General features: G+C 72.5%; 21 protein-coding genes, 1 tRNA gene and 1 pseudogene. 5 read left to right on the forward strand and 18 right to left on the reverse strand.

Annotated elements, in window-relative coordinates; genetic code table 11:
* Positions 1-6: 6 nt before the first annotated feature.
* The 10 genes and pseudogenes from PSD17_RS05735 to PSD17_RS05780 form a co-directional block, all read right to left on the reverse strand.
* Entirely contained in the window at positions 7-426 is a 420-nt protein-coding gene (locus tag PSD17_RS05735; protein ID WP_158703257.1) for a PH domain-containing protein, read from the reverse strand.
* A gap of 151 nt (positions 427-577) precedes the next feature.
* Complete coding sequence (crgA, locus tag PSD17_RS05740; protein WP_013672330.1) at positions 578-835, reverse strand: cell division protein CrgA; 258 nt, start codon at positions 833-835, stop codon at positions 578-580.
* A 120-nt stretch (positions 836-955) separates the two neighbouring features.
* Complete coding sequence (locus PSD17_RS05745) at positions 956-1,597, reverse strand: aminodeoxychorismate/anthranilate synthase component II (RefSeq protein ID WP_103384571.1); 642 nt, start codon at positions 1,595-1,597, stop codon at positions 956-958.
* A gap of 1 nt (position 1,598) precedes the next feature.
* Positions 1,599-3,530 (reverse strand): Stk1 family PASTA domain-containing Ser/Thr kinase, encoded by a 1,932-nt coding sequence (gene pknB / locus PSD17_RS05750; RefSeq protein WP_339122007.1) that lies wholly within the window; start codon positions 3,528-3,530, stop codon positions 1,599-1,601.
* 1,731 nt (positions 3,531-5,261) lie between these two features.
* Positions 5,262-6,278 (reverse strand): annotated as a pseudogene (locus tag PSD17_RS05755) (serine/threonine-protein kinase); the annotation flags it as partial.
* Positions 6,275-7,744 (reverse strand): peptidoglycan D,D-transpeptidase FtsI family protein, encoded by a 1,470-nt coding sequence (locus PSD17_RS05760; RefSeq protein ID WP_013672334.1) that lies wholly within the window; start codon positions 7,742-7,744, stop codon positions 6,275-6,277. The gene PSD17_RS05760 and the pseudogene PSD17_RS05755, both read right to left, overlap by 4 nt.
* The gene (locus tag PSD17_RS05765) at positions 7,741-9,204 is read right to left on the reverse strand and encodes an FtsW/RodA/SpoVE family cell cycle protein (protein ID WP_013672335.1); all 1,464 of its coding nucleotides are present in this window, start codon (positions 9,202-9,204) and stop codon (positions 7,741-7,743) included. The genes PSD17_RS05760 and PSD17_RS05765 overlap by 4 nt, the downstream gene beginning before the upstream one ends.
* Entirely contained in the window at positions 9,204-10,601 is a 1,398-nt protein-coding gene (locus tag PSD17_RS05770) for a PP2C family protein-serine/threonine phosphatase (RefSeq protein ID WP_339122010.1), read from the reverse strand. Before PSD17_RS05770 ends, PSD17_RS05765 begins: the two co-directional genes overlap by 1 nt.
* A gap of 115 nt (positions 10,602-10,716) precedes the next feature.
* Positions 10,717-11,175 (reverse strand): FHA domain-containing protein FhaB/FipA, encoded by a 459-nt coding sequence (locus tag PSD17_RS05775; RefSeq protein ID WP_013672337.1) that lies wholly within the window; start codon positions 11,173-11,175, stop codon positions 10,717-10,719.
* Between the two features lie 55 nt (positions 11,176-11,230).
* On the reverse strand, positions 11,231-12,448 hold the full coding sequence (locus PSD17_RS05780; protein WP_041759142.1) for an FhaA domain-containing protein: 1,218 nt from the start codon (positions 12,446-12,448) through the stop codon (positions 11,231-11,233).
* A gap of 183 nt (positions 12,449-12,631) precedes the next feature.
* On the opposite strand from PSD17_RS05780, the gene PSD17_RS05785 reads away from it, so the two are divergent.
* Positions 12,632-12,714: transfer RNA gene (locus PSD17_RS05785), tRNA-Leu, on the forward strand.
* A gap of 50 nt (positions 12,715-12,764) precedes the next feature.
* On the opposite strand, the gene PSD17_RS05790 is transcribed toward PSD17_RS05785, so the two are convergent.
* Both PSD17_RS05790 and PSD17_RS05795 read right to left on the reverse strand, forming a co-directional pair.
* Positions 12,765-13,388, reverse strand: a complete 624-nt coding sequence (locus PSD17_RS05790; protein WP_103381485.1) for a uridine kinase — start codon at positions 13,386-13,388, stop codon at positions 12,765-12,767.
* Positions 13,389-13,447: 59 nt separating this feature from the next.
* The gene (locus tag PSD17_RS05795) at positions 13,448-13,705 is read right to left on the reverse strand and encodes a DUF2630 family protein (protein WP_041760242.1); all 258 of its coding nucleotides are present in this window, start codon (positions 13,703-13,705) and stop codon (positions 13,448-13,450) included.
* Between the two features lie 99 nt (positions 13,706-13,804).
* Between PSD17_RS05795 and PSD17_RS05800 the strand changes: the two genes are divergently transcribed.
* Positions 13,805-14,377 (forward strand): carboxymuconolactone decarboxylase family protein, encoded by a 573-nt coding sequence (locus PSD17_RS05800; RefSeq protein ID WP_013672341.1) that lies wholly within the window; start codon positions 13,805-13,807, stop codon positions 14,375-14,377.
* 51 nt (positions 14,378-14,428) lie between these two features.
* Positions 14,429-15,217 carry an IclR family transcriptional regulator gene (locus PSD17_RS05805; RefSeq protein WP_103381483.1) on the forward strand — a complete coding sequence of 263 codons (789 nt, stop codon included), beginning with the start codon at positions 14,429-14,431 and terminating at the stop codon, positions 15,215-15,217.
* Positions 15,218-15,243: 26 nt separating this feature from the next.
* On the opposite strand, the gene PSD17_RS05810 is transcribed toward PSD17_RS05805, so the two are convergent.
* Entirely contained in the window at positions 15,244-16,089 is an 846-nt protein-coding gene (locus tag PSD17_RS05810; protein ID WP_041760243.1) for an LLM class F420-dependent oxidoreductase, read from the reverse strand.
* Between the two features lie 70 nt (positions 16,090-16,159).
* On the opposite strand from PSD17_RS05810, the gene PSD17_RS05815 reads away from it, so the two are divergent.
* Positions 16,160-17,260 (forward strand): 5-methyltetrahydropteroyltriglutamate--homocysteine S-methyltransferase, encoded by a 1,101-nt coding sequence (locus PSD17_RS05815; RefSeq protein WP_339122018.1) that lies wholly within the window; start codon positions 16,160-16,162, stop codon positions 17,258-17,260.
* Positions 17,261-17,270: 10 nt separating this feature from the next.
* Positions 17,271-18,005, forward strand: a complete 735-nt coding sequence (locus tag PSD17_RS05820) for a class I SAM-dependent methyltransferase (RefSeq protein ID WP_049803268.1) — start codon at positions 17,271-17,273, stop codon at positions 18,003-18,005.
* A 22-nt stretch (positions 18,006-18,027) separates the two neighbouring features.
* Here PSD17_RS05820 and PSD17_RS05825 read toward each other — a convergent pair whose 3' ends face one another.
* The 5 genes from PSD17_RS05825 to PSD17_RS05845 all read right to left on the reverse strand — a co-directional run bounded on the left by PSD17_RS05825 (position 18,028) and on the right by PSD17_RS05845 (position 22,399).
* Positions 18,028-18,711 carry a haloacid dehalogenase type II gene (locus tag PSD17_RS05825; protein ID WP_339122020.1) on the reverse strand — a complete coding sequence of 228 codons (684 nt, stop codon included), beginning with the start codon at positions 18,709-18,711 and terminating at the stop codon, positions 18,028-18,030.
* A 123-nt stretch (positions 18,712-18,834) separates the two neighbouring features.
* A complete protein-coding gene (locus PSD17_RS05830; RefSeq protein ID WP_013672346.1) occupies positions 18,835-19,548 on the reverse strand; it encodes an iron-sulfur cluster assembly protein in 714 nt (237 codons plus the stop codon).
* Positions 19,549-19,582: 34 nt separating this feature from the next.
* Positions 19,583-20,647, reverse strand: coding sequence for an amidohydrolase family protein (locus tag PSD17_RS05835; protein WP_013672347.1), 1,065 nt, complete (start codon positions 20,645-20,647; stop codon positions 19,583-19,585).
* 55 nt (positions 20,648-20,702) lie between these two features.
* A complete protein-coding gene (locus PSD17_RS05840) occupies positions 20,703-21,731 on the reverse strand; it encodes an NAD(P)-dependent alcohol dehydrogenase (protein ID WP_013672348.1) in 1,029 nt (342 codons plus the stop codon).
* Between the two features lie 242 nt (positions 21,732-21,973).
* On the reverse strand, positions 21,974-22,399 hold the full coding sequence (locus tag PSD17_RS05845) for a nuclear transport factor 2 family protein (RefSeq protein WP_013672349.1): 426 nt from the start codon (positions 22,397-22,399) through the stop codon (positions 21,974-21,976).
* Positions 22,400-22,484 lie beyond the last annotated feature (85 nt).

A 22,484-nucleotide genomic window follows, 5' to 3' on the forward strand; every position in this document is an offset into this window, starting at 1 on the left:
GCCTGCTCAGCGGCGGGCGGCCAGCACCGTCGCCGCGACGTCGACCGGGTCCGCTCCGAGGTCGAGCCTGCCGAAGACCAGCAGCCGTTCGGCGGCGTCGGGGTCGGCCCCGGGACCGGACTCGTCGCGCACGTCCACGGCCAGGGTGGCGACGGTCCGACCGAAGCGTCGTGTCTGCAGCACCCGCACGTCGGTGACCTGTCCCCAGGGGTGTGTACGGCTCCGGGAGAAGCCGCCCCTGACCGTCAGGCCCTCCGGGCCCACGGCCAGCCGAGGCCTCGCCCGGGTGCCCCACACTGCCCCCACGAGCAACACGAGTCCCAGGACGGCCGCGAAGAGTCGACCGGCGGGGTCCCCGTGGGTGACGACGAGCACGGCGAGCCAGGCGCCGGCGCCGGCGGCGCCGATCCACGCGAGGGCGACCAACCCCGCTTGCGGGCTCCAGGACCGGGCAGGCGACTCGCCGTCGGGACCTGGCGATTCAGCGTCGTCGAAGATCACCGAGAGTAGTTTTCGTGAGTTTGTCCACAGCGACCATCCACACTGTGGACTGCTTACAGCGGTGTATTTCCGCTGCTCAGCGCCATCTCATCGTCATGAGCAGGCCGATCACGATGAGTGAGAATCCGATGAGGAAGTTCCAGGAGCCGAGAGCGCTGAACAGTGCCAGGTTGTCGCCGGCGAGGTAGTTGACGATCAGCCAGGCCAGACCGACGAGCATCAGGCCGAGCATGACGGCGACGTACACCGGGCTCGTCGGCCCGGCGGCGCGCGCGGCCGAACGCTGGGCAGGCGGGGTGTACGCGGTCTTCTTGCGCACCTTGGACTTCGGCATCAGGACCTCGCGAGACGGTTGTGCGCGCCCGGGGCGGCCGCCCGGGCGTGCCTCCACCGTAACGTGACAGACCCCTGGCGTGGGCGAACGCCCTCTCGGACGGGTCCGAGAGGGTCCGGTTCAGGAGGCCGGCTGCGCCCCGAGGGCGGCCACCTCGGCGGTGAGGCCGGCCACCAGGGGCTCGGCCACGGGGTGGCCCGCCGACGCCATCCAGTTGGCCAGCAGCCGGTGCCCGCCCTCGGTGAGCACCGACTCCGGGTGGAACTGCACGCCCTCGATGGGCGCGTCCCGGTGCCGCAGCGCCATGATCACGCCGCCCTCGGTGCGGCCGGTGACCTCGAGCTCCGGGGGCAGCGTCTCGGGCCGGATCGCCAGCGAGTGGTACCGCGTCGCGACGAAGGGGTCGGGCAGGTCGCGCAGCACACCGACGCCGTCGTGGTGCACCATCGACGTCTTGCCGTGCAGCAGCTCGGGCGCCCGCTCGACGACGCCACCCCAGGCCGCGCCGATGGCCTGGTGGCCCAGACACACCCCGAGCAGCGGGATGTTGCGCGCCGCGGACGCGGTGATGATCTCGATGCTCCGGCCGGCCTCCTCGGGAACGCCGGGGCCGGGGCTGATCAGCACGCCGTCGACGTCGTCGAGCTCGTCGAGCTCGACCTCGTCGTTGCGCCGGACCGTGTTCTGCGCCCCGAGCTGGGCCAGGTACTGGACCAGGTTGTAGACGAAGCTGTCGTAGTTGTCGACGACGAGCACGCGCATGTCAGTTACCCCCGCCCCCGCTGGGGATGACGCTGTACTGCCCGACGAGCACTGTCACCTGCTGGTCCTTGTCGATCTGCTGCCCCGCGGGCACCGTCTGCTGCTGGATCTTGCCGTCCTGGCTGCGGTCGTTCACCGGCACGTTCTGCCTGCGGACGTTCGTCAGCCCGGCCTGCTGCACTGCGGCCTGCGCGCTCGCGACGTCCATCCCGACGAGGTTGGGCATCTGCACCTGGTTGCCCGAGTTGCTCGAGCCCATCGTGATGGTGACGGTCGTGCCCTTGGCGACCTTCGTCCCGGCCGACGGGTTCATTCCCGTGACGACGGCGTCGCCGCTGGTGTCGCCCTGGACCTGGACCTGGAAGCCGGCCTTGGTGAGGGTGCTGCGGGCGGAGTCGGCGTCCTGCCCGGTCACGTCCGGGACGGAGACGTTCGACGGCTGCTTGCCCACGACGACCGCGACCGGGGTGCCGGCGTCCGCGTTCGTGCCGGGCGCCGGGTTCGACGAGATGATCTTGCCGACCATCGACGGGTCGGACGTCTCCTGCTCGGTCTGCTGGCCCAGCGTCAGACCGCGCTCCTGCAACTGGGCCTGCGCGTCGGACACCGACAGCCCGACGATCGGCGGCACCGCCGACTGGGCCGGGCCGCTGCCGATGAAGATCTTGACCGTCGAGTTCTCGGCGATCTGCGTGTTGCCGGCCGGGTCGGTCTTGACGACCTTGTTGACCTGGTCGGGGGTCGAGGCGGTCTGCTCGATGTCGGCGCGCAGCCCGGCGTTGATGACCGCCGTGCGGGCGGCCTCCTGCTGCTGGCCCACGACGTCGGGCACGGTCACCTGCTTCGGCGACGGCGGGCCCCCGAAGAACTGGTAAGCGACGAACGCGATCAGTGCGAGCACCGCGACGATGCCCACGACGATGGCGATCTTGCGCCCGGTGCGCGGCGGGGGCTCCTCGTCGCGCCAGGCGGGAACGGCGTCGGGCGGCAGGGTGTGCCGGCCGGCGCCGCCGATCCGCCGGGTGGGACTCGTGGCGTTGGCGGCGAGCAGCGCCGTGCGCTCGTCGTCGCTCATCACGAGCGGCGCCTGCGGCCGCTGGCCGTTGCGCACCCGGATCAGGTCGGCGCGCATCTCGGCCGCGGACTGGTAGCGGTTCGCGGGGTTCTTGCTCAGCGCCTTGAGGACGATCGCGTCGAGCTCCGGGGGCACCGCGGGGTTGAGCGCCGACGGGTGCCGCGGGTCCTCGCGGACGTGCTGGTAGGCGACCGCGACCGGGGTGTCGCCGGTGAACGGAGGATCGCCGGTGAGCAGCTCGAAGAGCACGCACCCGGCCGCGTAGACGTCGCTGCGGGCGTCGACGGCCTCGCCGCGCGCCTGCTCCGGCGAGAGGTACTGCGCGGTGCCGATGACCGCGGCCGTCTGGGTGACGTTCTGGCCCTCGCCCAGCGCGCGTGCGATGCCGAAGTCCATGACCTTCACCGCGCCCGCAGTGTTGATCATGATGTTGGCCGGCTTGACGTCGCGGTGGATGATGTTGTGCCGGTGGCTGAAGTCGAGGGCGGCACAGACGTCGGCCATCACGTCGAGGACGCGGCCCTGGTCGAGCGGCCCCTGCGTCTTGACGATCTCGCGCAGGGTGTGGCCGTCGACGAACTCCATGACGATGTAGGGCAGCGGCCCGAACTCGCTGGTGGTCTCGCCCGTGTCGTACACCGCGACGATGGCCGGGTGGTTCAGCGCGGCGGCGTTCTGCGCCTCGCGCCGGAAGCGCAACTGGAACTGCGGGTCGCGAGCGAGGTCGGCACGCAGGACCTTGACGGCGACGTCACGCCCGAGCCGGGTGTCCAGCCCGCGGTGAACCTCGGACATGCCGCCATAGCCGAGCGTGTCGCCCAGCTCGTAGCGCTCGGACAGCAGTCTGGGGGTGGTCATCGGCGCCGGTTCCTGAGTCGTGTCGAGAGTCGGATCATCATGCCTGGCCACACCGCCCGTCGGAGGAGTCGCGTGCCGTGCGGTCGGCGGACAGCCTGCTGCCGGGGCTCACCGGACATCCTCCGTGCCTTGCTCCCCGGTCCTTCCGGCCCGATGCACCGTCCAGCCCGCCGCACCGTCCTCCTGGCGGGACACGCTACCCGGGTCGAACCCGGACGGTGCGGACATCGCGCGCGACGTACCCGTCAGTTTCGGGACCAGCAGCAGCAGCGTGACGACGAGCGCGACCACGGCGAGCACCACGAACAGGACCACCAGGAGCGTGCCGCGCGACCGCGCCGACGGCGCGAGCGCGACCGGCTCGCGGGCCGGGTCCTCGTCGGGCTCGTGGCGGGCCCGGTGGGCGCCCCCGGACGAGAGGTCCCGGTCCGCGGCGGGCTGCTCCCGGAGCTCGCGGCGGACCGTCGTCTCGACGGTCGTCTCGACGTCGGCCACCCGATCGGGTCCGTCGGTCCGCTGGGCGGTCGTGCCACGGCGCGGCGGGGACGATCCGGCCCCGGAGGAGGTGGGCGCGGAGGAGGTGGGCGCAGAGGAGGTGGGCGCAGAGGAGCCGGGCGCAGAGGAGCCGGGCGCCGAGCCGGGGGGCGGGGTCGTCGGCGGCAGGGTGCCCGGGTTCGCCGCGCCGGGCGGGGTCCCCGGCGGCGGGGTTCCGGCGTGGCGCGGCAGGGAACCGGTCGTCGGTGGCACGGGGTGCGAGCCGGTCGCGTGCGGGGCCCCGGGCGTGGGCGTGCGGGGGTGCGTCGTCCCGGCCCCGGTCTGCGTCGCGTGCGCCGCCCCGGCCGGTGCAGCGGACGGTGCTGCCGCCGCGTGCGCCGGGCCGGAGCCACGGGCGGGCGAGCGCGGCACGTCCTGCGGCTGCGAGCCGCGTCCGGGCGTGTCGTGCCCGGGAGCACCGTGCCCCGGTGAGCCGGGCGCGGCGCCCGTGCCGGGACGCGTCGTGTGCGAACCGGGCGGCGGCGACTCGACGTACGAGGACGCCTCGACCGAGGCCGACGTCCCGGGGTACGGCGGCGACTCGACGTACGACGACGAGCTGGAGGCCGACTCCGCGTACGGGGACGGGTCGAGGTACGACGGCTCGACGTAGGGCGACCCCGACATCGGCGACTCGGGCGGCGGCCCGACGAACGACCGGGGCAACGAGTCCGACAACGACCCCGACACCGACCCCGACACCGGGGCGGCCAAGGGGCCGGACCGCGGCTCCGGGTACGGAGTGCCGGCGAGGGGATCGGACACCGGCGGCCGGACGGACGTCTCCGGCGGGGCCTGTGCGGCCGCGGCGTGCGCGGGGGCCGTGTGCCGGCCCGGCGCCTCGCCCGCCCCGTCAGCGGCTCGGTGTCGGACGTCGTCTCCCTGGCCGGCCGCACTGTCGCGGCCGGTGGCTGCCCGGCTCGCGTCGGTTCCGTCGCCGGTGTCGGTTCGGACGTCCGCGAGGTAGGGGCCCGGGGCGGCGGGTGCGTCGTCGGACGATCCGTCGGCGCGGTGCGCGGACCTGGTCCGCGCCCGCGCCCAGCGACCCGCCGCGGCGGCGACGCGTCCCTCGGCGGCGGTGAGTGCCGCGCGCCTGTCCTCGTCGCTCCCGCGCTCCTCGGCCATGCGGCGCGCCCGCCGGGACCGGCGGCGCTGCGGCTCGGCGGTGCCCTCGGACTCCGGCCCGCCCACTTCCGGTCCGGGCCCGGCCGATGCCGCGCCGGAACCCGGCCCGGCCGATGCCGCGCCGGAACGCGGGCCGCCGGACCCCGCGGTGCCCGCGACGGTGCTCGGACGCCGACCGGCCTGCCGAGGCCCGGCCGCGGGCGAGCCGTCGGGGTCGAGGTCGTCGGCCACCCCGGACGGACGTGGCACCGGCTCCCCGCGGCGCACGGCGGCGACCGCGCGCGCCAGCTCGGCACCGTCGCGGTAGCGCTGCGCCGGGTCCTTGACCAGCACGGTCTCGATGAGCCGGCGGACCTCGTCGGGCACGTCGTCGGGGAGCGGCGGAGGCTCGTCGCGCACCTGCATCATCGCGACGACGACGGGGTTCTCGGCGCGGAACGGTCGCTTCCCGGCCAGGCACTCGTAGCCGACGATCCCCAGCGAGTAGACGTCGCCCGCCGGCCCCGCCTCGCCGCCGCTGGCCTGCTCGGGCGCGATGTAGTGGGCCGTGCCCATGACCATCCCGGACCGCGTGACCGGCACGGCGTTGGCGGCCTTGGCGATGCCGAAGTCGGTGAGCTTCACGACGCCGTCGTCGCGCAGCAGGATGTTGCCGGGCTTGACGTCGCGGTGCACGAAGCCCCGCTGGTGGGCCGCGTCGAGGGCCCAGGCGGCGTGCTCGAGGATGCGCAGCGTCTCGTCGCTGTCCATGCGGCCGCGGCTGATCCGGTTGGACAGCGGCTCGCCCCGGACGAGCTCCATGACCAGGTACGCGGTCCGGCGCTCGCCGAGCGCGGCGTCGTCCTCCCCGTAGTCGTGGACCAGCGCGATCCCGGAGTGGTCGAGCGAGGCGACGGTGCGCGCCTCGATCCGGAAGCGGTGCAGGAACTCCTCGTCGCCCGACAGCTCGGGGCGCAGCACCTTCACGGCGACGGCCCGGTCGAGCCGGGTGTCCGAGGCCTCCCACACCTCGCCCATGCCGCCGACGGCGATCCGCCGGTCGAGGCGGTAGCGATCGGCGATGTGCAGGCCGGCGGCGAGCGTGGTCACTGGCCCGCCCGCAGTGCCTCGGCGATGACGGCGCGTCCGATGGGGGCGGCGATCGATCCGCCCGTGGCCTCCAGCGCGCGGTCGCCACCGTCCTCGACGATCACCGCGACGGCCACGACGGGGTTCTGCGCGGGCGCGAACGCGACGTACCACCCGTGCGGTGGGGTGTTCTTCGGGTCGTTGCCGTGTTCGGCCGTGCCCGTCTTCGAGGCGATCTGGACGCCCGCGATCTTGCCGCCGCCCTGGGTCCGGTTCTCCGAGCCGATCATCAGATCGGTCAACGTCGCAGCCACGCCCGCGGGTACGGCCTGGCCGATCCTGTCGGCCTTCGTCGTGTCGATCGTCTCGAGCTCGGGGCCCTGGATCTCCTTGACCAGGTGCGGCGCCATCAGCGTGCCGCCGTTGGCGATCGCGGCGACGACCATCGCGTTCTGCAGCGGGGTGAGCCGCACGTCGCGCTGGCCGATGCCGGACTGCTCGAGCGCCGCGGTGTCGGGGAGGTCGCCGATCGACGACGGGACGACGGGCATCGGGATCGTCATCCCGGACGTGCCGATGCCGAACGCCTCGGCCTGCTTGCGCAGGACGTCCGGGCCGAGCGCACCGGCCAGCGTGGCGAACGCCGTGTTGCAGGAGCGGGCCAGCGCGTCGCGCAGGGTCGCGGTCGCGCCGGTGCCGCACGGCGTGCCGTCGAAGTTCTCCAGCGTGGTGTTCGTGCCGGTCAGCGTGATCCGCGGCGCGGCGGTCAGCGGACTGTCGGGGGTGTACCCGTTCTGCAGCGCCGCGGCCGTGTCGATCAGCTTGAACGTCGAGCCCGGCGGATAGGTCTCGGAGATCGCCCGGTTGGGCAGGACGGGCGGGTCGGCCGCGTTGTCGGCCTTCCACGCGTCCTGCTGGGTCTTCGTGTTGTGGCTCGCCAGCGGGTTCGGGTCGAACGAGGGCGTCGAGGCCATCGCGAGGATCTCGCCGGTCTGCGGCCGCAGCGCGACGACGGCGCCGGCGAAGTGCTTCGCCGTCATCTGGTCGTAGGCGACCTGCTGCACGGTCGGCTGGATCGTCAGTGCGACGTTGCCGCCGCTCGGGTCGCGCCCCGTGATCAGATCGGAGAGCCTGCGGCCGAACAGCCGGTCGTCGGTGCCGTTGAGGACGGAGTCCGAGGCCCGCTCGATGCCGGTCGAGCTGTAGAGCACGGAGTAGTAGCCGGTCAGCGGCGCGAACGCGGGCCCGTTGGGGTACTGGCGCTGGAAGCGCAGCCGGTCGTCGGTCGCGACGCTCTGTGCGAGCACCTTGCCGTCGGCGGTGATCTGGCCGCGCTGGCGCGAGTACTCGGCGAGCAGGACGCGCTGGTTGCGCGGGTCGTTGCGGTAGTCGCCGGCCTTGACGACCTGGACGTAGGTCAGGTTCGCGAGCAGCAGCAGGATCATCACCATCACGGAGATGGCGACCCTGCGCACGGGGGTGTTCACGCCTGTGCCCCCCGCGCCTCGTCGGCCGCGGCGGGCCGCTGGACCAGCTCGGTCGCGGCCTGCGCGAGCGGCGCCTGGGGTACCGACGGCCGCTGCGGCAGCGGGGCGCGGGCCGCGTTGGAGATCCGCAGCAGCAGTGCGACCAGCGCGTAGTTCGCGACGAGCGACGACCCGCCGTAGGACAGGAACGGGAGCGTGAGACCGGTCAGCGGGATGAGCTTGGTGACGCCGCCGATGACGACGAAGATCTGCAGCGCGACGGCGTAGGACAGACCCGTCGCGAGCAGCTTGCCGAAGCTGTCGCGGACCGCCAGCGCGCTGCGCAGGCCGCGGGTGATCAGCACCAGGTAGATCACGAGGATCGAGGCCAGCCCGATCAGGCCGAGCTCCTCGCCGAGCGAGGACCACATGAAGTCGCTCTCGGCGAACGGGACGAGATCGGGGCGGCCCGCGCCCAGACCGGTGCCGCCGACCCCGCCCGTGCCGAGCCCGAACAGCGCCTGGCCGATCTGGTAGCCGTTGCCGTTGAAGTCGCTGAAGGGGTCGAGCCAGACCTGCACCCGCACGCGGACGTGGCCGAACAGGTTGTAGGCGAGCACGGCGCCGCCGACGAAGAACACCAGCCCGATGACCATCCACGAGATGCGCTCGGTCGCCACGTAGAGCAGCACGAGCAGGATCCCGAAGAACAGCAGCGAGGTCCCCAGGTCGCTCTCGAACACCAGGACGCCGACCGACAGTCCCCAGGCGACGATCAGCGGCGCGAGGTCGCGGGCGCGCGGGAACTCCATGCCCAGGAAGCGGCGGCCCGCCGTGGTGAACAGCTCGCGTTTCTGGACGAGGAACGTCGCGAAGAACACGATCAGCAGCAGCTTGGCGAACTCACCGGGCTGGATGCCGATGCCACCGATGCGGATCCACAGCTTCGCGCCGTTGACCTGCGAGATCGACGCGGGCAACAGGCCGGGGAGCGCCAGCAGGATGATGCCGGCGAAACCGGCGGTGTAGCCGAAGCGGGCCAGTGTCCGGTGGTCGCGGACGCGCCACAGCACCAGCATGAACAGGGCGAGGCCGATCGCCGTCCAGGCGACCTGACGAAGCACCAGGCTCGACGGCGGGGCGTTGCCCAGGAGGCTCGCGCGATCGGCGTTCGCCAGGTCGAGCCGGTGGATCATGACCAGGCCCAGGCCGTTGAGCAGCGCCACCGAGGGCAGGATCAGCGGGTCGGCGTAGGGGGCCCAGCGGCGGACGGCCAGGTGCGCCACGGCGAACAGCCCGAGGTAGGCCAGCCCGAGCCAGAGCAGGGTCGTCGTGACCTCCTGCTCCTGGTTGGCCTCGACGATCACGAGCGCGCCGGTGACGATCACCGCGGCGAACGCCAGGAGCAACAGCTCGATCCCGCGCCCCGTCGGGAGCGGCGGTGCGGGGGCCCTGCCCGGTGCCTGTGGAGGCGCCGCCATCAGCTCGCCGGCCGGCAGGTCTGCCCCGGCACGGGCGTCTCGGACTGCAACGGGGTGTCGGGGGCCACCGGCTGCTCGGGAACGACGGCCGCTCCCGACGGCGGTGCCGCGGGCGGGGTCGTCGTCGGGGCTGCCGGCGGCTGTGCCGCGGTCCCGTTGGGATCGGCCGGGGGAACGACGGGCGTCGTGGGCGGCGGACACACGGGCAGCCGCTTGTCGCGCAGCACCTGCAGGGTGCTCTGGGCGCTGGGCATCCCGTCGGACGCGACGATCCCGTCCTGCACCCGGCTGCGGTAGTCCTCGGGGAGATCCGACAGCGCGATGTCGGAGGTCTCGGAGACCCGCTGCAGCGGGATGCCGAGCACGCTGCCGCGCACGCCCTGGTAGATCGCGACGTGGTCGGCCGACGCGCCGACGTAGTACTGCTGCATCACCCAGGTGCGGGCCAGCAGGACGGCCGCCACGACGACGACGACCGCCACGACGGCGGTGATCACGATGCGCCGGGTGGGCCTGCGGCGGCGCTCCTCGGCGGCGGGCTGCTCGGCCGTGCGGCGCGGGGCGACCCGGGGGAGCGTCGTCGCCGACGCCCGGCCGGCCGCGGTGTCGGGGCCGGGGCGGTGGTCGTCGCTGCCGTCGCCGGCCGCGCCGCCGACGATCGGGGCCACGTCGCCGTAGTCGACGTCGACGACGTCGGCCACGATGCAGGTGATGTTGTCGGGGCCGCCGCCGCGCAGGGCCAGCTCGATGAGCCGGTCGGCGCACTCGCGCGGGTCGGAGTACTCGGCCAGCGTGTGCGCGAGGGTCTCGTCGCTCACCGGGCCGGACAGCCCGTCGGAACACAGCAGGTACCGGTCGCCCGCGCGGGCCTCGCGCATCGTCAGCGAGGGCTCGACCTCCTGGCCGGTGATGGCGCGCAGCAGCAGCGAACGCTGCGGGTGCGTGTGCGCCTCCTCCTCGGTGATGCGGCCCTCGTCGATCAGCGACTGGACGAAGGTGTCGTCCTTCGTGATCTGCGTGAACTCGCCGTTGCGGAGCTGGTAGCACCGCGAGTCGCCGACGTGCACGAGCCCGAGCCGGGAGCCGGCGAACAGGATCGCGGTCAGCGTCGTGCCCATGCCCTCGAGGTCGGGCGCCTCGGCGACGTGCCGGGTGATGGCGGCGTTGCCCTGGAACGTGGCGTCGCGCAGATGACCGAGGAGGTCGTCGCCGGGGTCGTCCTCGTCGAGCGGGGCGAGCGCGGAGATCACCAGCGAGGAGGCGACCTCGCCCGCGGCGTGGCCGCCCATCCCGTCGGCGAGCGCGAGCAGGCGCGGGCCCGCGTACACCGCGTCCTGGTTGTTCTGCCTGACCAGCCCGCGGTCGCTGCGGGCCGAGTAGCGCAGGACCAGGGTCATATTGCGACTCCGTCGGCACCATCGGCTCGACCCCACGTGCGCGGACGTTCTCGGTCCTGCACGCAGGTCTCGCGGGAACGGCCCGGGCCGCTCAGCTCGCTGATCTCGTGCGGTCTCATGAGCGCAGCTCGATCACGGTCTTGCCGATGCGGACCGGCACCCCCAGGGGAACCCGGGTGGGTCCGGTGACCTTAGCCCGGTCCAGGTAGGTGCCGTTCGTCGACCCGAGGTCCTCCACGTACCAGTCCTCGCCCTGCGGGGCGATGCGGGCGTGCCGCGTCGAGGCGTAGTCGTCGTCGAGCTTGAGCGTCGAGTCGTCGGCGCGTCCGATGAGGATCGGCCGCGAGTCGAGCGTGATCCTGCTGCCGGCGAGCGGCCCTTGCGTGACCAGCAGCTGGCGTGCCGTGCGACCCCGACCGGACCGTTTCGCGGCGCGGCTGCCACCGGGCAGGATCGCCCGCAGCCCCGACGCCGCATACAGATCCGATCGCACGACACGCAGCGCGAACAGCACGAACAGCCAGAGCAGGGCCAGAAAACCCGCCCTGGTCAGCTGCAGCACCAACTCGGGCACGTGCCGTGCTCTCCGCTCTGTTCTCCTCGTTCCCGCCGCGACGGGCGACGAGACGTCAGCCGTGCGCCCGGAAGACGAGGCTCGAGTGGCCGACGCGGATCACGTCGCCGTCGGTCAGCTGGCAGCTCTGCACCGGGCTGCCGTTGACCGTGGTGCCGTTGGTCGACCCGAGGTCGGACAGGGTGGCGTTGTGGCCGTCCCAGCTGATCTCCAGGTGCCGGCGCGAGACACCGGTGTCGGGCAGCCGGAAGTGCGACTCCTGGCCCCGGCCGACGACGTGGGTGCCCTCGGTCAGCTGGTAGTTGCGACCCGAGCCGTCCTCGAGGCTGAGCGAGGCCTGCAGCTGCTGGTAGCCGCCGTAGCCCTGCTGGCCGTAGCCCTGGTCGTAGCCACCCTGCTGCTGGTAGCCCTGGTCGTACCCGCCCTGCTGCTGGTAGCCCTGGTCGTACCCGCCCTGCTGGTAGCCGCCCTGCTGGTAGCCCTGGTCGTAGCCACCCTGCTGGTAGCCGCCGCCCTGGGGCTGACCGTAGCCCTGGTCGTAGCCACCCTGCTGCTGGCCGTAGCCCGGGTCGTACCCGCCCTGCTGGTACCCGCCGCCCTGGGGCTGGCCGTAGCCCTGGTCGTAGCCACCCTGCTGGTAGCCGCCCTGCTGCTGGCCGTAGCCCTGGTCGTAGCCGCCGCCACCACCCTGGGGGTAGCCGCCGCCCTGCTGGTCGTACTGGCCGTAGTTCTCACGACCACCGCCTTGCTGGTCGTAACCCTGCGGCGGGGCGTAGGTCTGCTGACCGTAGCCGGGGGCACCACGGTCGTAGCCGTACTGCCCGTTCTCCTCGGGGTGGCCCGGTTGCTGGCTCATGGGTGCTTCTCCTGCGTTGCGTGCCCGCGTGGGCCGACGGGAAGCGTCGGGGTCCACTGACGAGCGGGTGCGGAACTGTCCCGTGTGCAGCGCCTCGGAGCGCTCCAGCAAGACTACGACGTCGCCGTAGGTGTCCCATCCCTGGTCGGCGAGTTGTGCGGTGACGTAGCCGGACAGCGATTCCTCGATGTGGCCTTCGTCGCCGGCCATGCGTTCGATATCGGACGGTCCGAGCTGCACGACGTACCGGTTGGGCGCGAGGCGACGCCCTCCCGCGAGCTGCTCGATGTTGTCCTCGGCTTCCCTCAGCAGTGCTTGTGCGACCTCTTGGGGAACGACACTGCCTCCGAAGACCCGCGCGAACGCGTCGCCCACCATCCCTTGCAGACGGCGCTCGAATCGCTCGACGCGGCCCAACCGATCTTCCTCCGATCGCATCGGCGTGTTCTCTGTGTGCCCGATCGTAACTGTGCTAACCCGACGCCGCGGCGCGGCCTCGTGACCCCATCGTGACCGACCGCGAGTGTGCCCGGTGATCGACGTCCGGGGGGCCCGGCGGGAGGGCCTTCGGGGGGTCGTGCTAACTTCTGCGAGTCGCTCGGGCGAGTGGCGGAATGGCAGACGCGCACGGTTCAGGTCCGTGTGTCCGAAAGGACGTGAGGGTTCAACTCCCTCCTCGCCCACAACGCATCTTCGCCCCCATCCGATGTCTTCCGACCACGGTCGTGGTCTGTCAGGACCGGATGGCGGGCCGCTCCGGATGATCCGAGAGCACCAGTAGGTCCGCCTCCTTCCCGGGGGACCTCTCCGTCTCGTAACGCTCGTGTGCCGGCAGGGTCCACCCGAGGTCGGCGGGCAGCCTGCGGCCCAGCGCCGCGGTCGACATCCGCAGGTGCACCCGCAGGTCGAACGGCAGGCCCCGGCCCAGCAGCAGCTCACCCGCGAGCACGACGACCGCGTCCGCCGCGAGCGTCGTGTAGTCGTCGCGGAAGGCGCGGTCGCGCCCCGCGTCGTGGAAGCGGCGCAGCACCCGGCCCGAGCCGTCCGCGCCCGCGGGGCCGAGCAGCTCGCGGCGCAGCGCGCCCTCGTCGAGCCAGCCGTCGAGGAACATGTCGACGTCGGTGCGCCCGTACTCGAGCCGGACCGACGCCGGCCGCAGCCAGTCGCGCGCGTCGGCGACGAGCGGCGGCCGGCCCGCGGCGCGCAGGAGCTCGGCGACCGCCTCGGCGAGCTCGACCGGCGCGGTGGGGGGCGGGCCGTCGACCGCGACGCGGACCCGTCCGGGCCGGGCTAGGGCGAGGTCGGCGATGCGCCGGGCGAGCGCCTCGCGCGTCGTCGGGGTGATCGCGGCGGTCACGGTGCAGGTCGGCTCGGTGTGTGCGGCTCGGTGTGTGGCCGGCTCGGTGCCGGGACGGGCTACTGACGGTATCCCTCGACGACGGACGCCGACCGCTCCTCCGCCGCGTCGACGTCGAGACCCGCACGGCGCCGCGCGTCGCGCTGACGCAACAGGTCCCACAGCCGGTCGAGCTCGACGGCCAGCGCGTCGAGCCGCGCCTTCTCGTCGCCGTCGAGCGCCTTGCCGATGTGCGCGCGCTCGAGCCGGTGCTCCTCCTCGACGAGCTCGTTGATGCGGTGGCGCAGCGTGGCGTCCGGATCCTGGTTCGCGGTCACGGCGCCCACGATAGGCCGTCCGGGCTCTCGGAAGGGGGCGTCGCAGCGTGCCGTCGTGAGCGATGCTGGGCGCCACACCCCGCGAGCGAAGGAGACACCTTGTCGCGACTCACCGGCCTGCGCCCCGCCGACATGGACGACGAGCAGAAACGGCTGTACGAGGAGATCGTCAGCTCACGCCGGGGACCGGGCTCCACGGCGGCCGCGCCGATCACCGACGAGTCCGGCGCGCTGCGCGGCCCGTTCGAAGCCATGCTGCGGGCGCCCGGGATCGGCGACGCGCTGCAGCGCCTCGGCGCCGGCATCCGCTATCGCGGGTCCCTCAGCGGCAGGGAGCGCGAGATGGCGATCCTGGTCGTCGCCGCGCACTGGGAGTCGGCGTTCGAGCAGCACGCGCACGAGGCGGCCGGCCGTACCGCCGGGCTCGCCGACGCCGAGCTCGCCGCGCTGCGCGCCAAGGGCCCGGCGTTCGACGGTCCCGTGCTCGACGACCCCCGCGAGGCCTGCGTGCTGGCCACGGCCCGGGCGCTCGTCAGCACCGGGGACCTCGACGACGAGCAGTACACGGCGGCGGTCTCGACGTTGGGTGAGGCCGATCTGTTCGAGCTGACGACACTCGTCGGCTACTACGCGACGCTCGCCCTGCAGATGCGGGTGTTCCGGGTCACGTGACCCCCGATCGGCGCAATGCGCGGGCCGTCCGGGTATCCGAGACTGTCAGTCGTGGCACGTGAGGAGGCGAGCGCCGGCAGCTCCGTGCTGCGCGCGTTGCGCGTGGTCGACGCCGTGGCCGCGGCGGGCGACGGGGTCACCGCCAAGGCGATCGCGCGCAGGCTCGGCAGCCCGCTCCCGACGATCTACCGGGTGCTCGCCACGCTGGTCGAGGAGGGCTACCTCGTCCGGATGCAGGACGTGCGCGGCTACGGGCTCGGCTACCGCGTCGCGGAGCTGCACGCCGTACTGACGGCGCAGGTCGCGCCCCACCCGGCGGTCGTCGCGATCCTGCAGGAGCTGCACGCCGACGCCCGCGCCGCGTCGTACCTCGCGACGTTCCGCGACGTCGACGTCGTGATCGCGCACGTCGAGCAGTGCGGTGCCCATCCCGGGCCGGGGCTGCGCGCGGGCGAACCCGTCCCCGCGCACGCCACGGCGGGCGGGAAGGTGCTCCTCGCCGGCCTGGACGGCCCGCGGTTGGCCGCCGTCGTCGCGCACGGGGGCCTGGCCCGCAGCACCCGCCGCACGCTGCCCGACCGGCGTGCGCTCGACCGCGAGCTGATGCGCATCCGCTCGGCGGGGGCGGCCGTCGAGGTCGAGGAGTACGAGCGCGGCGTCGCCGGGGTCGCGGTGCCGGTGCGCGGGCCGGGCGGCGACACGTCGGCCGCGATCGGCGTCGTGGTGGCGCGCTCGGACTTCGGCGCCCGGCGCTGGGACCTCGAGGACGCGGTCCGGGTCGCGGCGGTGCGGGCGTCACGCGCGCTGGTGGTGGGGTCGGGCGCCGCGCACGCCCCCTGAGCCGGCCGCCCACACCCCTGCCCGAGTCAGCCGCCCAGTGCGGCGAGCTCGTCCAGCTCGGCCAGCGCCGCGTCGCGCGCGCCGGGGCCGCTGTGGTCGGCGAGCTCGAAGAGCACGCGGTCGACGCCGTTGTCGGCGTAGCCGCGCAGCGCGTCGGCCCGCTTCGCGCCGCCGTACATCGTCACCGGGATGTGGCCGCGGCCCGCGTCGGCCGCGCGGCGCTGCAGCTCCTTGACCCGTTCGCCGAACTCGACGAGGCCGTCGACCGGTACCCGCAGCGGGATCCAGCCGTCGCCGTGGTCGAGGACGCGGTCGAGCACCGAGGGGCCGCCGCCGCCGATCAGGATCGGGGGCACCCGCGTCGGCTTGGGCCAGGACCAGATCGGGTCGAAGTCGACGAACTTGCCGTGGTACTCGGCCTCGTCCATGGTCCAGACGGCCTTCAGCGCCTCGAGCATCTCCAGCATCCGCGCGGTGCGGCTGCGCGGGTCGACGCCGTGGTTGGCCATCTCCTCGCGGTTCCAGCCCGGCCCGACGCCGAACTCGAAGCGGCCCTTCGCGATCCGGTCGACGCTCGCGACCTGCTTGGCGAGGTTGAGGGGGTGGTGCTGGTTGATGAGCGAGACGGCCGTGCCGAGCACGATCCGTTCCGTCACCGTGGCCATCGCACCGATGGCGACGAACGGGTCGTAGGTGTGGGAGTAGCGCTCCGGCAGGTCACCCCCGCCGGGCCACGGCGACTCTCGCGAGGTGGGGATGTGGGTGTGCTCGGTGAGGAAGAGGGACTCGAAGCCACGCTCCTCGACCGCGCGGGCGAGGTCCACCGGCTCGACGCCGTAGTCGGTCAGGAAGGTCACGATGCCGATCTGCACGCGGACGAGCCTTCCATCCAACGAAAACGGCTGCAGCGCGACCTCACGCACCGGCGCTAGCGTGCCGGTCATGACATCGTTGGCCGAGCCTCCCTTCCGGGCCGATCACGTCGGCAGCCTGCTTCGCCCACGCGCCCTGCTCGAGGCCCGTGACGACCACGCCGCCGGCCGGCTCGACGACGCGGGCCTGCGCGCGGTGGAGGACGCCGCGATCCGCGACGTCGTCGCGATGCAGGAGGACGTCGGGCTGCAGACGGCGACCGACGGCGAGTTCCGCCGCACGTCCTGGCACATGGACTTCATCTACCGGCTCGGCGGCATCTCCAAGACCGACGAGCGGATCCGGGTCCGCATGGTCAACGCCGAGGGCGAGGGCGCGTTCACCTCGGCCGGGCTGGCGATCGACGGGAAGGTCCGCCTCGACGAGCCCATCTTCGCCGACGACTTCCGCTTCCTCGCCGGCCTCACGACGACCACCACCGCGAAGCTGACGATCCCGTCGCCGAGCATGGTCCACTACCGCGGCGGGACGGCCGCGATCGACCGCTCGGTGTACCCCGACATCGAGGAGTTCTGGGCCGACCTCTCCGCGGCGTACGCCGCCGAGATCGCGGCGGTCGGGGAGCTGGGCTGCCGCTACCTGCAGCTCGACGACACGAGCCTCGCCTACCTCAACGACCCCGCCGAACGCGCCGCCCACGGGGACGCCGACCACCTGCGCTACATCCGTCAGATCAACGCCGCCGTCGCCGGCCGGCCCGAGGGCATGCGGATCACCACCCACATGTGCCGCGGCAACTACCGCTCCAGCTGGGCGGCCGAGGGCGGGTACGACTACGTCGCCGAGGCGTTGTTCGGCGAGCTGGACGTCGACGGCTTCTTCTGCGAGTTCGACGACGAGCGTTCGGGCGGGTTCGAGCCGCTGCGCTTCGTCCCGCCGGGCAAGCGGGTGGTGCTGGGGCTCGTCACGAGCAAGCGCGGCGCGCTGGAGAACCCCGACGACCTCAAGCGGCGCATCGACGAGGCGGCCAAGTACGTCCCGCTGGACCAGCTGTGCCTCTCGCCGCAGTGCGGGTTCTCCTCGACGGTCGAGGGCAACGTCCTCACCTACGACGAGCAGGTTGCGAAGCTGCGGCTGATCGCCGACGTGGCGCGCGACGTCTGGGGCTAGGTTCGGCGGTATGTCGGACGGGCCGCAGGGCTGGGGAACGCCGTTGTACGCGCGGGTGCTCGACGCCCTGCCCGCGGGTGCGACGGTGCTCGACGTCGGTTGCGGCGCAGGGGAGTTCGCCCGCGCGGCGGTCGACCGCGGGCACGCCGTCACGGGGCTCGACGTCGATACCGGCGCGGTCGCGGCGGCCGCCCGGCGGGTGCCGGAGGGCTCCTTCGCCGTCGGCGACGCACACGATCTCGCGGTCCCGGCCTCGTCGGTCGACGCGGTCGTGCTCGTGCAGGTGCTGACCCACGTCGCCAACCCGCTGGCGGCCCTGCGGGAGGCGGCGCGGGTCGTGCGGCCGTCCGGGACGGTCGTCGTGACGGTGTGGGGCCGGGAGGAGGAGTGCGACGTGCGTGCGTTCGGCGACGCGCTCGCCGGGCTGCTGCCGCCGCGCCCGCCCCGGCCGGGCGGACCGCCGCCGCTGACCGAGCCCGACCGGCTGGCCAAGCTCGTCGACATGGCGGGTCTGCGGGTGGACGCGGTCGAGGAGGTCGTGTGCCCGTTCGACTACGCCGACGACGACGAGCTGGCCGGCCCCGTGATCGACTCCGCGATGGGCCGCACGGCCGCGCGCCGCGCGGGCCCCGGCGGCGTGCGCACCGCGGTCCTGGAGGGCATGGCGCGGTTCCGGCAGGACGACGGTGGCTACCGCCTGGAGAACCTGTTCCGCGTCCTGACGGCGCGTCGTGAGCGGCGATAGTCGCCCGGGCGACGATCGCCGCTCACAGGAGGTCGGCCAGCTCCGTGAACGAGGACACCGTGAGGGCGGCGTCCGGGTCGGTCGCGGGCGGGACGACGCGGCCGCCGAACTCGTCGGGCCGGTGGACGTAGAACGTCGTGAGGCCGCGGGCGCGGGCGGCGACCAGGTCGTCGACGTGCGCCGCGACCATGCCCACCTGCTCCGGACGCAGGGCCAGCAGCGCGGGCGCGGAGTCGTAGGCGCCGGGATCGGGCTTGTAGTGCCGGGCCACCTCGGCGCCGAGGACGACGTCCCACGGCAGCCCGGCCCGCTTGGCCATGTCGACCAACAGCGCGACGTTGCCGTTGGACATCGGGCCGATCGTGAAGCGGGCCTTGAGCCGGGTCAGTCCCTCGACGGCGTCGGGCCAGGGGTCGAGGCGATGCCAGGCCAGCACCAGCTCCGCGCGGACGGTGTCGGGCGGGTCGAGGCCGCGCTCGGCGAGCAGCGCGTCGAGGGACTCGCGATGCAGGACGTCGAGGATCGTCCAGGGGCGGCGCTCGCTGCGGACCTCCTCCATCGAGGGCTGGTAGCGGCCGCGCCAGTCGTCGGCCAGTTCGTGCGGGTCGTCGACGTCGGGCAGTAGCCGCGCCACCTCCCGCGCGACGCCGGAGCGCCAGTCGACGACCGTCCCGAACACGTCGAACACCAGCGCGCGGACGTCCACGCCTCCGACCCTAGCCGCCGGGTGCGCCGTCGCGCGGGCGCCGCGCGCACAGGAGGAGCCGGGTGACCGGGCAATACGGAAACGGCCCCGGTCAGGCTTGACCGGGGCCGTTCCTCGTCACCCTCAGGGCGCGGTGGCCGCCCCGGGTGCGTACCGGAGAGCCAGGAGGCTCTTGCAGTACTCGCCGTTCGTCTCGATCCCGACGCGCTGCAGCCGGGCCCGGCGCAGGTGCAGCGGCACCTGTTCCGAGGTCACCCTGCTGCCGTCGGGATGCACGAGCAGCGGTGCGTCGTCGTCGTAGGGCAGCCCGATCGCCGCGCGTCGCCGGCGCAGCCGGGTCAGCTCGTCGGACTCGGGAAGTTCACCCAGCGTCGCCGACGCCAGCTCGTCGGGTCCCGCCCCCGCGTCGACCAACGGTCGCGCGAGCCGGTCCTGACCCGCGACCGAGGCCTTCGTGAGGAACGTGCGGCGCAGCTCGTCGAGCTCCGCCGTCGCCTCCCCGGTGAAGGTCCCGACGAAGCCCGCGTGTGCCGCGACCCCGCCGTTGATCTCCTCGGACGCGTGGTGGTCGGCCAGCGTCACCTCTGCGCGCGCCACTCCCGGGACCGCCGACACCGCGTCGTACGCGTCGGCGACCATCAGGAACGAGAAGTTCGGCGCACAGAAGAACGTGGGCAACCGAAGCCCCACGGAGACGACGTCCCCGTCGGGCCCGTGGGACACGGTGCACGACTCGACGAAGTCGAGTCCGGTGATGGGCTCGTCGAGTTCCGGGTCGAGCACCGTGTCCAACGCGGCCCAGATCTCGGGCGAGACCCCCTCAGGGGCAGTAATCATTGCGCCTCCGCGGGGACGAGCACGTCAGCGCGGATCATGCCTGCGCACCCGCCGTGCCCTCGACGAGCTCCTCGCCCGGCTGCATGCTCTCGCCGGCCTCGGTCGGCAGCTGGAGCTCGGCCGGGACGGGGATGTCGTACAGCTTGGCGGCGTTGAGGCCGAGGATCTTCTTCTTCGACGCGGTGGTGAGGCGCGGGTAGTCGGCGAACTGGTCGTCGTCGGGCATCTGCCAGTCGACCAGGCCCTCGACCTGCCACTTCGGCGTCCAGATGTTGTAGTCGCCACCGAAGAGCATCTTGTCCTCGCCGACCCAGAACAGCAGCTCGCCCATGACCTTGGCGAAGAACTTGGGACGGGCGTGCATCAGGCCGCCGACGACGACCGACAGGCCGGCGTAGACGTTGGGCTCCTGCACCGCCATGAAGCAGAAGTCCTCGATGCGCGGGAGGCCGACGTGCTCGACGATGAAGTTGAGGCCCTGGAAGTCGGTCGCGGCGTGGTCGACGTCGGCGACGTCGAACGCGTCCTTGTCGAGCGGCCAGATCGTCGGGCCCTTGTGGACGTGGACGTTCTTGACGCCCAGGTCCTGCGCGGCCTGCAGGAAGCGGTAGGCCTCCGGGTCGGTCAGCTTGTAGCCGCGGGAGTCGCCGTTCCACTCCGCGGTGTAGAGCTTGACGCCCTTGTGCTTGTACTTCGCGACGTCCGCCTCGAGCTGCCGGAGCCCGGCGTCGCCCTCACGCGGGTCGAAGCGACCGTTGACGATCAGCTTGTCGCCCCAGCGCTCGAGGAGCGCGGCGTTCTGGTCGGCGGTGTTGAAGCCGTCCTTGTACCACTCCTTGAGGTACGTCGACTGGAAGATCGCGTAGTCGACGTGGCCCTCGATGAACATGTCGCGCTCGAAGTCCTCGGGCGTGACCTTGAGGTACTTCTCCCAGTCCCAGTGGGTCTCGGGCGGACCGAGCTGGTGGTAGCCGTAGAAGCAGTCGATCCAACCCTTGGCGTACTGCTCCTTGCCCTCGACCCAGTTCTCCTTGGACGCGTCCCAGAAGTGACTGTGTGAGTCGACGACGAAGTACTTCTCGCCATCCTTCTCGTACATGTGTGGTGGTCCTTTCCTCTCAGCGTCAGCGCTGGGTTTGCCGCTGGTCAGGAGTTCACGGAACGAGGATCGCCCGGCCGCGGACACGACCGGCGTCGAGGTCGTGCAGCGCGTCGAGCGCCGCATCGAGCGGGTACTTCTTGGTGTGCAGCGTGACCTTGCCCGCCTGGGCCAGGACCATCAGCTCGGTCAGGTCGGCGTAGGTCCCGACGATGTTGCCGATGACGTTCTTCTCGCCGCCGACGAAGTCGAGCGTCGGCGCGGTGAACGTGCCGCCGTAGCCCAGGATGTACTGCGAACCGGCGGGCGCGGTCATCTGCCAGGCGTCGAGCTCGGCGCCCTGCTCGGCGACGAAGTCGAACACCACGTCGCCGCCGCGCCCGTTGGTGATGTCCTTGACGGCATCGACCTGGTTGCCGTCGGCGAGGACGGTCTCGTCGGCACCGATCTGCTTCGCGAGGGCGAGCGCGTCGGGGTTCCTGTCGACGACGACGATCCGGGTGCCGGTGATGGCCGCGAGCGCCTGGATGGCGATGTGGCCGAGGCCGCCCGCACCCTGCACGACGGCTGTGGTGCCGGGGTAGAGGTCCGGCACCGCCTTGCGGACCGCGTGGTAGGCGGTGATGCCGGCGTCGGCCAGTGCGGCGACGTCGGCCGGGTTGGTGCTCGGGTCGAGCTTGATGCAGGCCCGCGCGGTGGTGCGCAGGTACTCCGCCATGCCGCCGTCGTTGTTCGACAGGCCGGGGAAGAACGCGTTCTCGCACTGCATGTCGCGACCGCGCCGGCAGGGCAGGCACAGCCCGCACGACGGCTGCGGATGCAGGATGACGGTGTCGCCCACGGCGACGTTGGTGACACCCTCGCCGACGGCCTCTACCCAGCCGGCGTTCTCGTGGCCGATCACGTACGGCAGCTCGGGGCCCATGGCCTCGGCCCAGTCGCCGTTGATGATGTGCAGGTCGGTCCGGCAGACCCCTGCGCCACCGATCTTGACGATGACGTCGAGGGGTCCCTGCAGCGTGGGCTCGGGGATGTCGTCGATCTTCGGGTCGGAGTGGTACTCGTGCACCCGGACGGCCTTCACGCCCGTACCTCCCTTGGTCTCGGGGACTGGCCCCGATTCCATTGCGGCGTGCAGCACGTCACAAGGGGTCGGATTCCACGGAGCGAGAAAACGGACTGATCGGGCATGAGACACCTGCCCGCCGTCGCGGGGCCGCAAAGTGGTGTTTGCCCAGTTCACCGATGGTGTGGAGACGCAAAGGGCCCGGCGCGACGAGGTCGGCCGGGCCTGGGTGCACCCCTGAAGATCCAGGGGGCGGGTGATCAGGAGGTGGAACGCGCGAACCGTTGCGGCTCCCTGCCCGCCATCACGTCGCGGCCGCGTGCGGTGTCGGCGTAGAGCCGGCAGAAGACGATCTGTCCGTCGTGCACCGTGAACAGGAACATGTGCTCGTTCTGCATGCGGATGCCGTCGGGCGAGAGCGCGTCGGTCCGCACCGGGACGGCGATGGTGTCGCCCGCCTCGGCGATCTCGTGCGCCTCGTAGCGGAAGTACTGCCACTTCGCGTTGACGTGGGCCCACCAGCCCTCGAACTCCGCGCGCCCGGTGAACACCCCGCCGTAGGGCAGCGAGTCCGACATCTCGAACCGGAAGTCGTCGGCGAGCAGGCCGATCATCGGGCCGAAGTCGTTCTTCTCGTATCCGGTGAACGCCGCCCGCAGGGCGGCCACGACCTTCTCGTCGCTCATTCGTGCACTCTCCTCGTCGCGATCAGCCGGGCTGCTCGAAAGAAATACGAGCTTATGCTCCTATTGGGGACGCGATCAACCGGCG

Source organism: Pseudonocardia sp. D17, assembly GCF_036984265.1.
GTDB lineage: Bacteria > Actinomycetota > Actinomycetes > Mycobacteriales > Pseudonocardiaceae > Pseudonocardia > Pseudonocardia benzenivorans.

Bases quoted from the DNA above. Each gene is read 5' to 3' on its own strand.
- crgA (WP_013672330.1), bottom strand. From the start codon at position 835: ATGCCGAAGTCCAAGGTGCGCAAGAAGACCGCGTACACCCCGCCTGCC.
- PSD17_RS05745 (WP_103384571.1), bottom strand. From the start codon at position 1,597: ATGCGCGTGCTCGTCGTCGACAACTACGACAGCTTCGTCTACAACCTG.
- pknB (WP_339122007.1), bottom strand. From the start codon at position 3,530: ATGACCACCCCCAGACTGCTGTCCGAGCGCTACGAGCTGGGCGACACG.
- PSD17_RS05765 (WP_013672335.1), bottom strand. From the start codon at position 9,204: ATGGCGGCGCCTCCACAGGCACCGGGCAGGGCCCCCGCACCGCCGCTC.
- PSD17_RS05770 (WP_339122010.1), bottom strand. From the start codon at position 10,601: ATGACCCTGGTCCTGCGCTACTCGGCCCGCAGCGACCGCGGGCTGGTC.
- PSD17_RS05815 (WP_339122018.1), top strand. From the start codon at position 16,160: ATGACATCGTTGGCCGAGCCTCCCTTCCGGGCCGATCACGTCGGCAGC.
- PSD17_RS05820 (WP_049803268.1), top strand. From the start codon at position 17,271: ATGTCGGACGGGCCGCAGGGCTGGGGAACGCCGTTGTACGCGCGGGTG.
- PSD17_RS05830 (WP_013672346.1), bottom strand. From the start codon at position 19,548: ATGATTACTGCCCCTGAGGGGGTCTCGCCCGAGATCTGGGCCGCGTTG.
- PSD17_RS05835 (WP_013672347.1), bottom strand. From the start codon at position 20,647: ATGTACGAGAAGGATGGCGAGAAGTACTTCGTCGTCGACTCACACAGT.
- PSD17_RS05845 (WP_013672349.1), bottom strand. From the start codon at position 22,399: ATGAGCGACGAGAAGGTCGTGGCCGCCCTGCGGGCGGCGTTCACCGGA.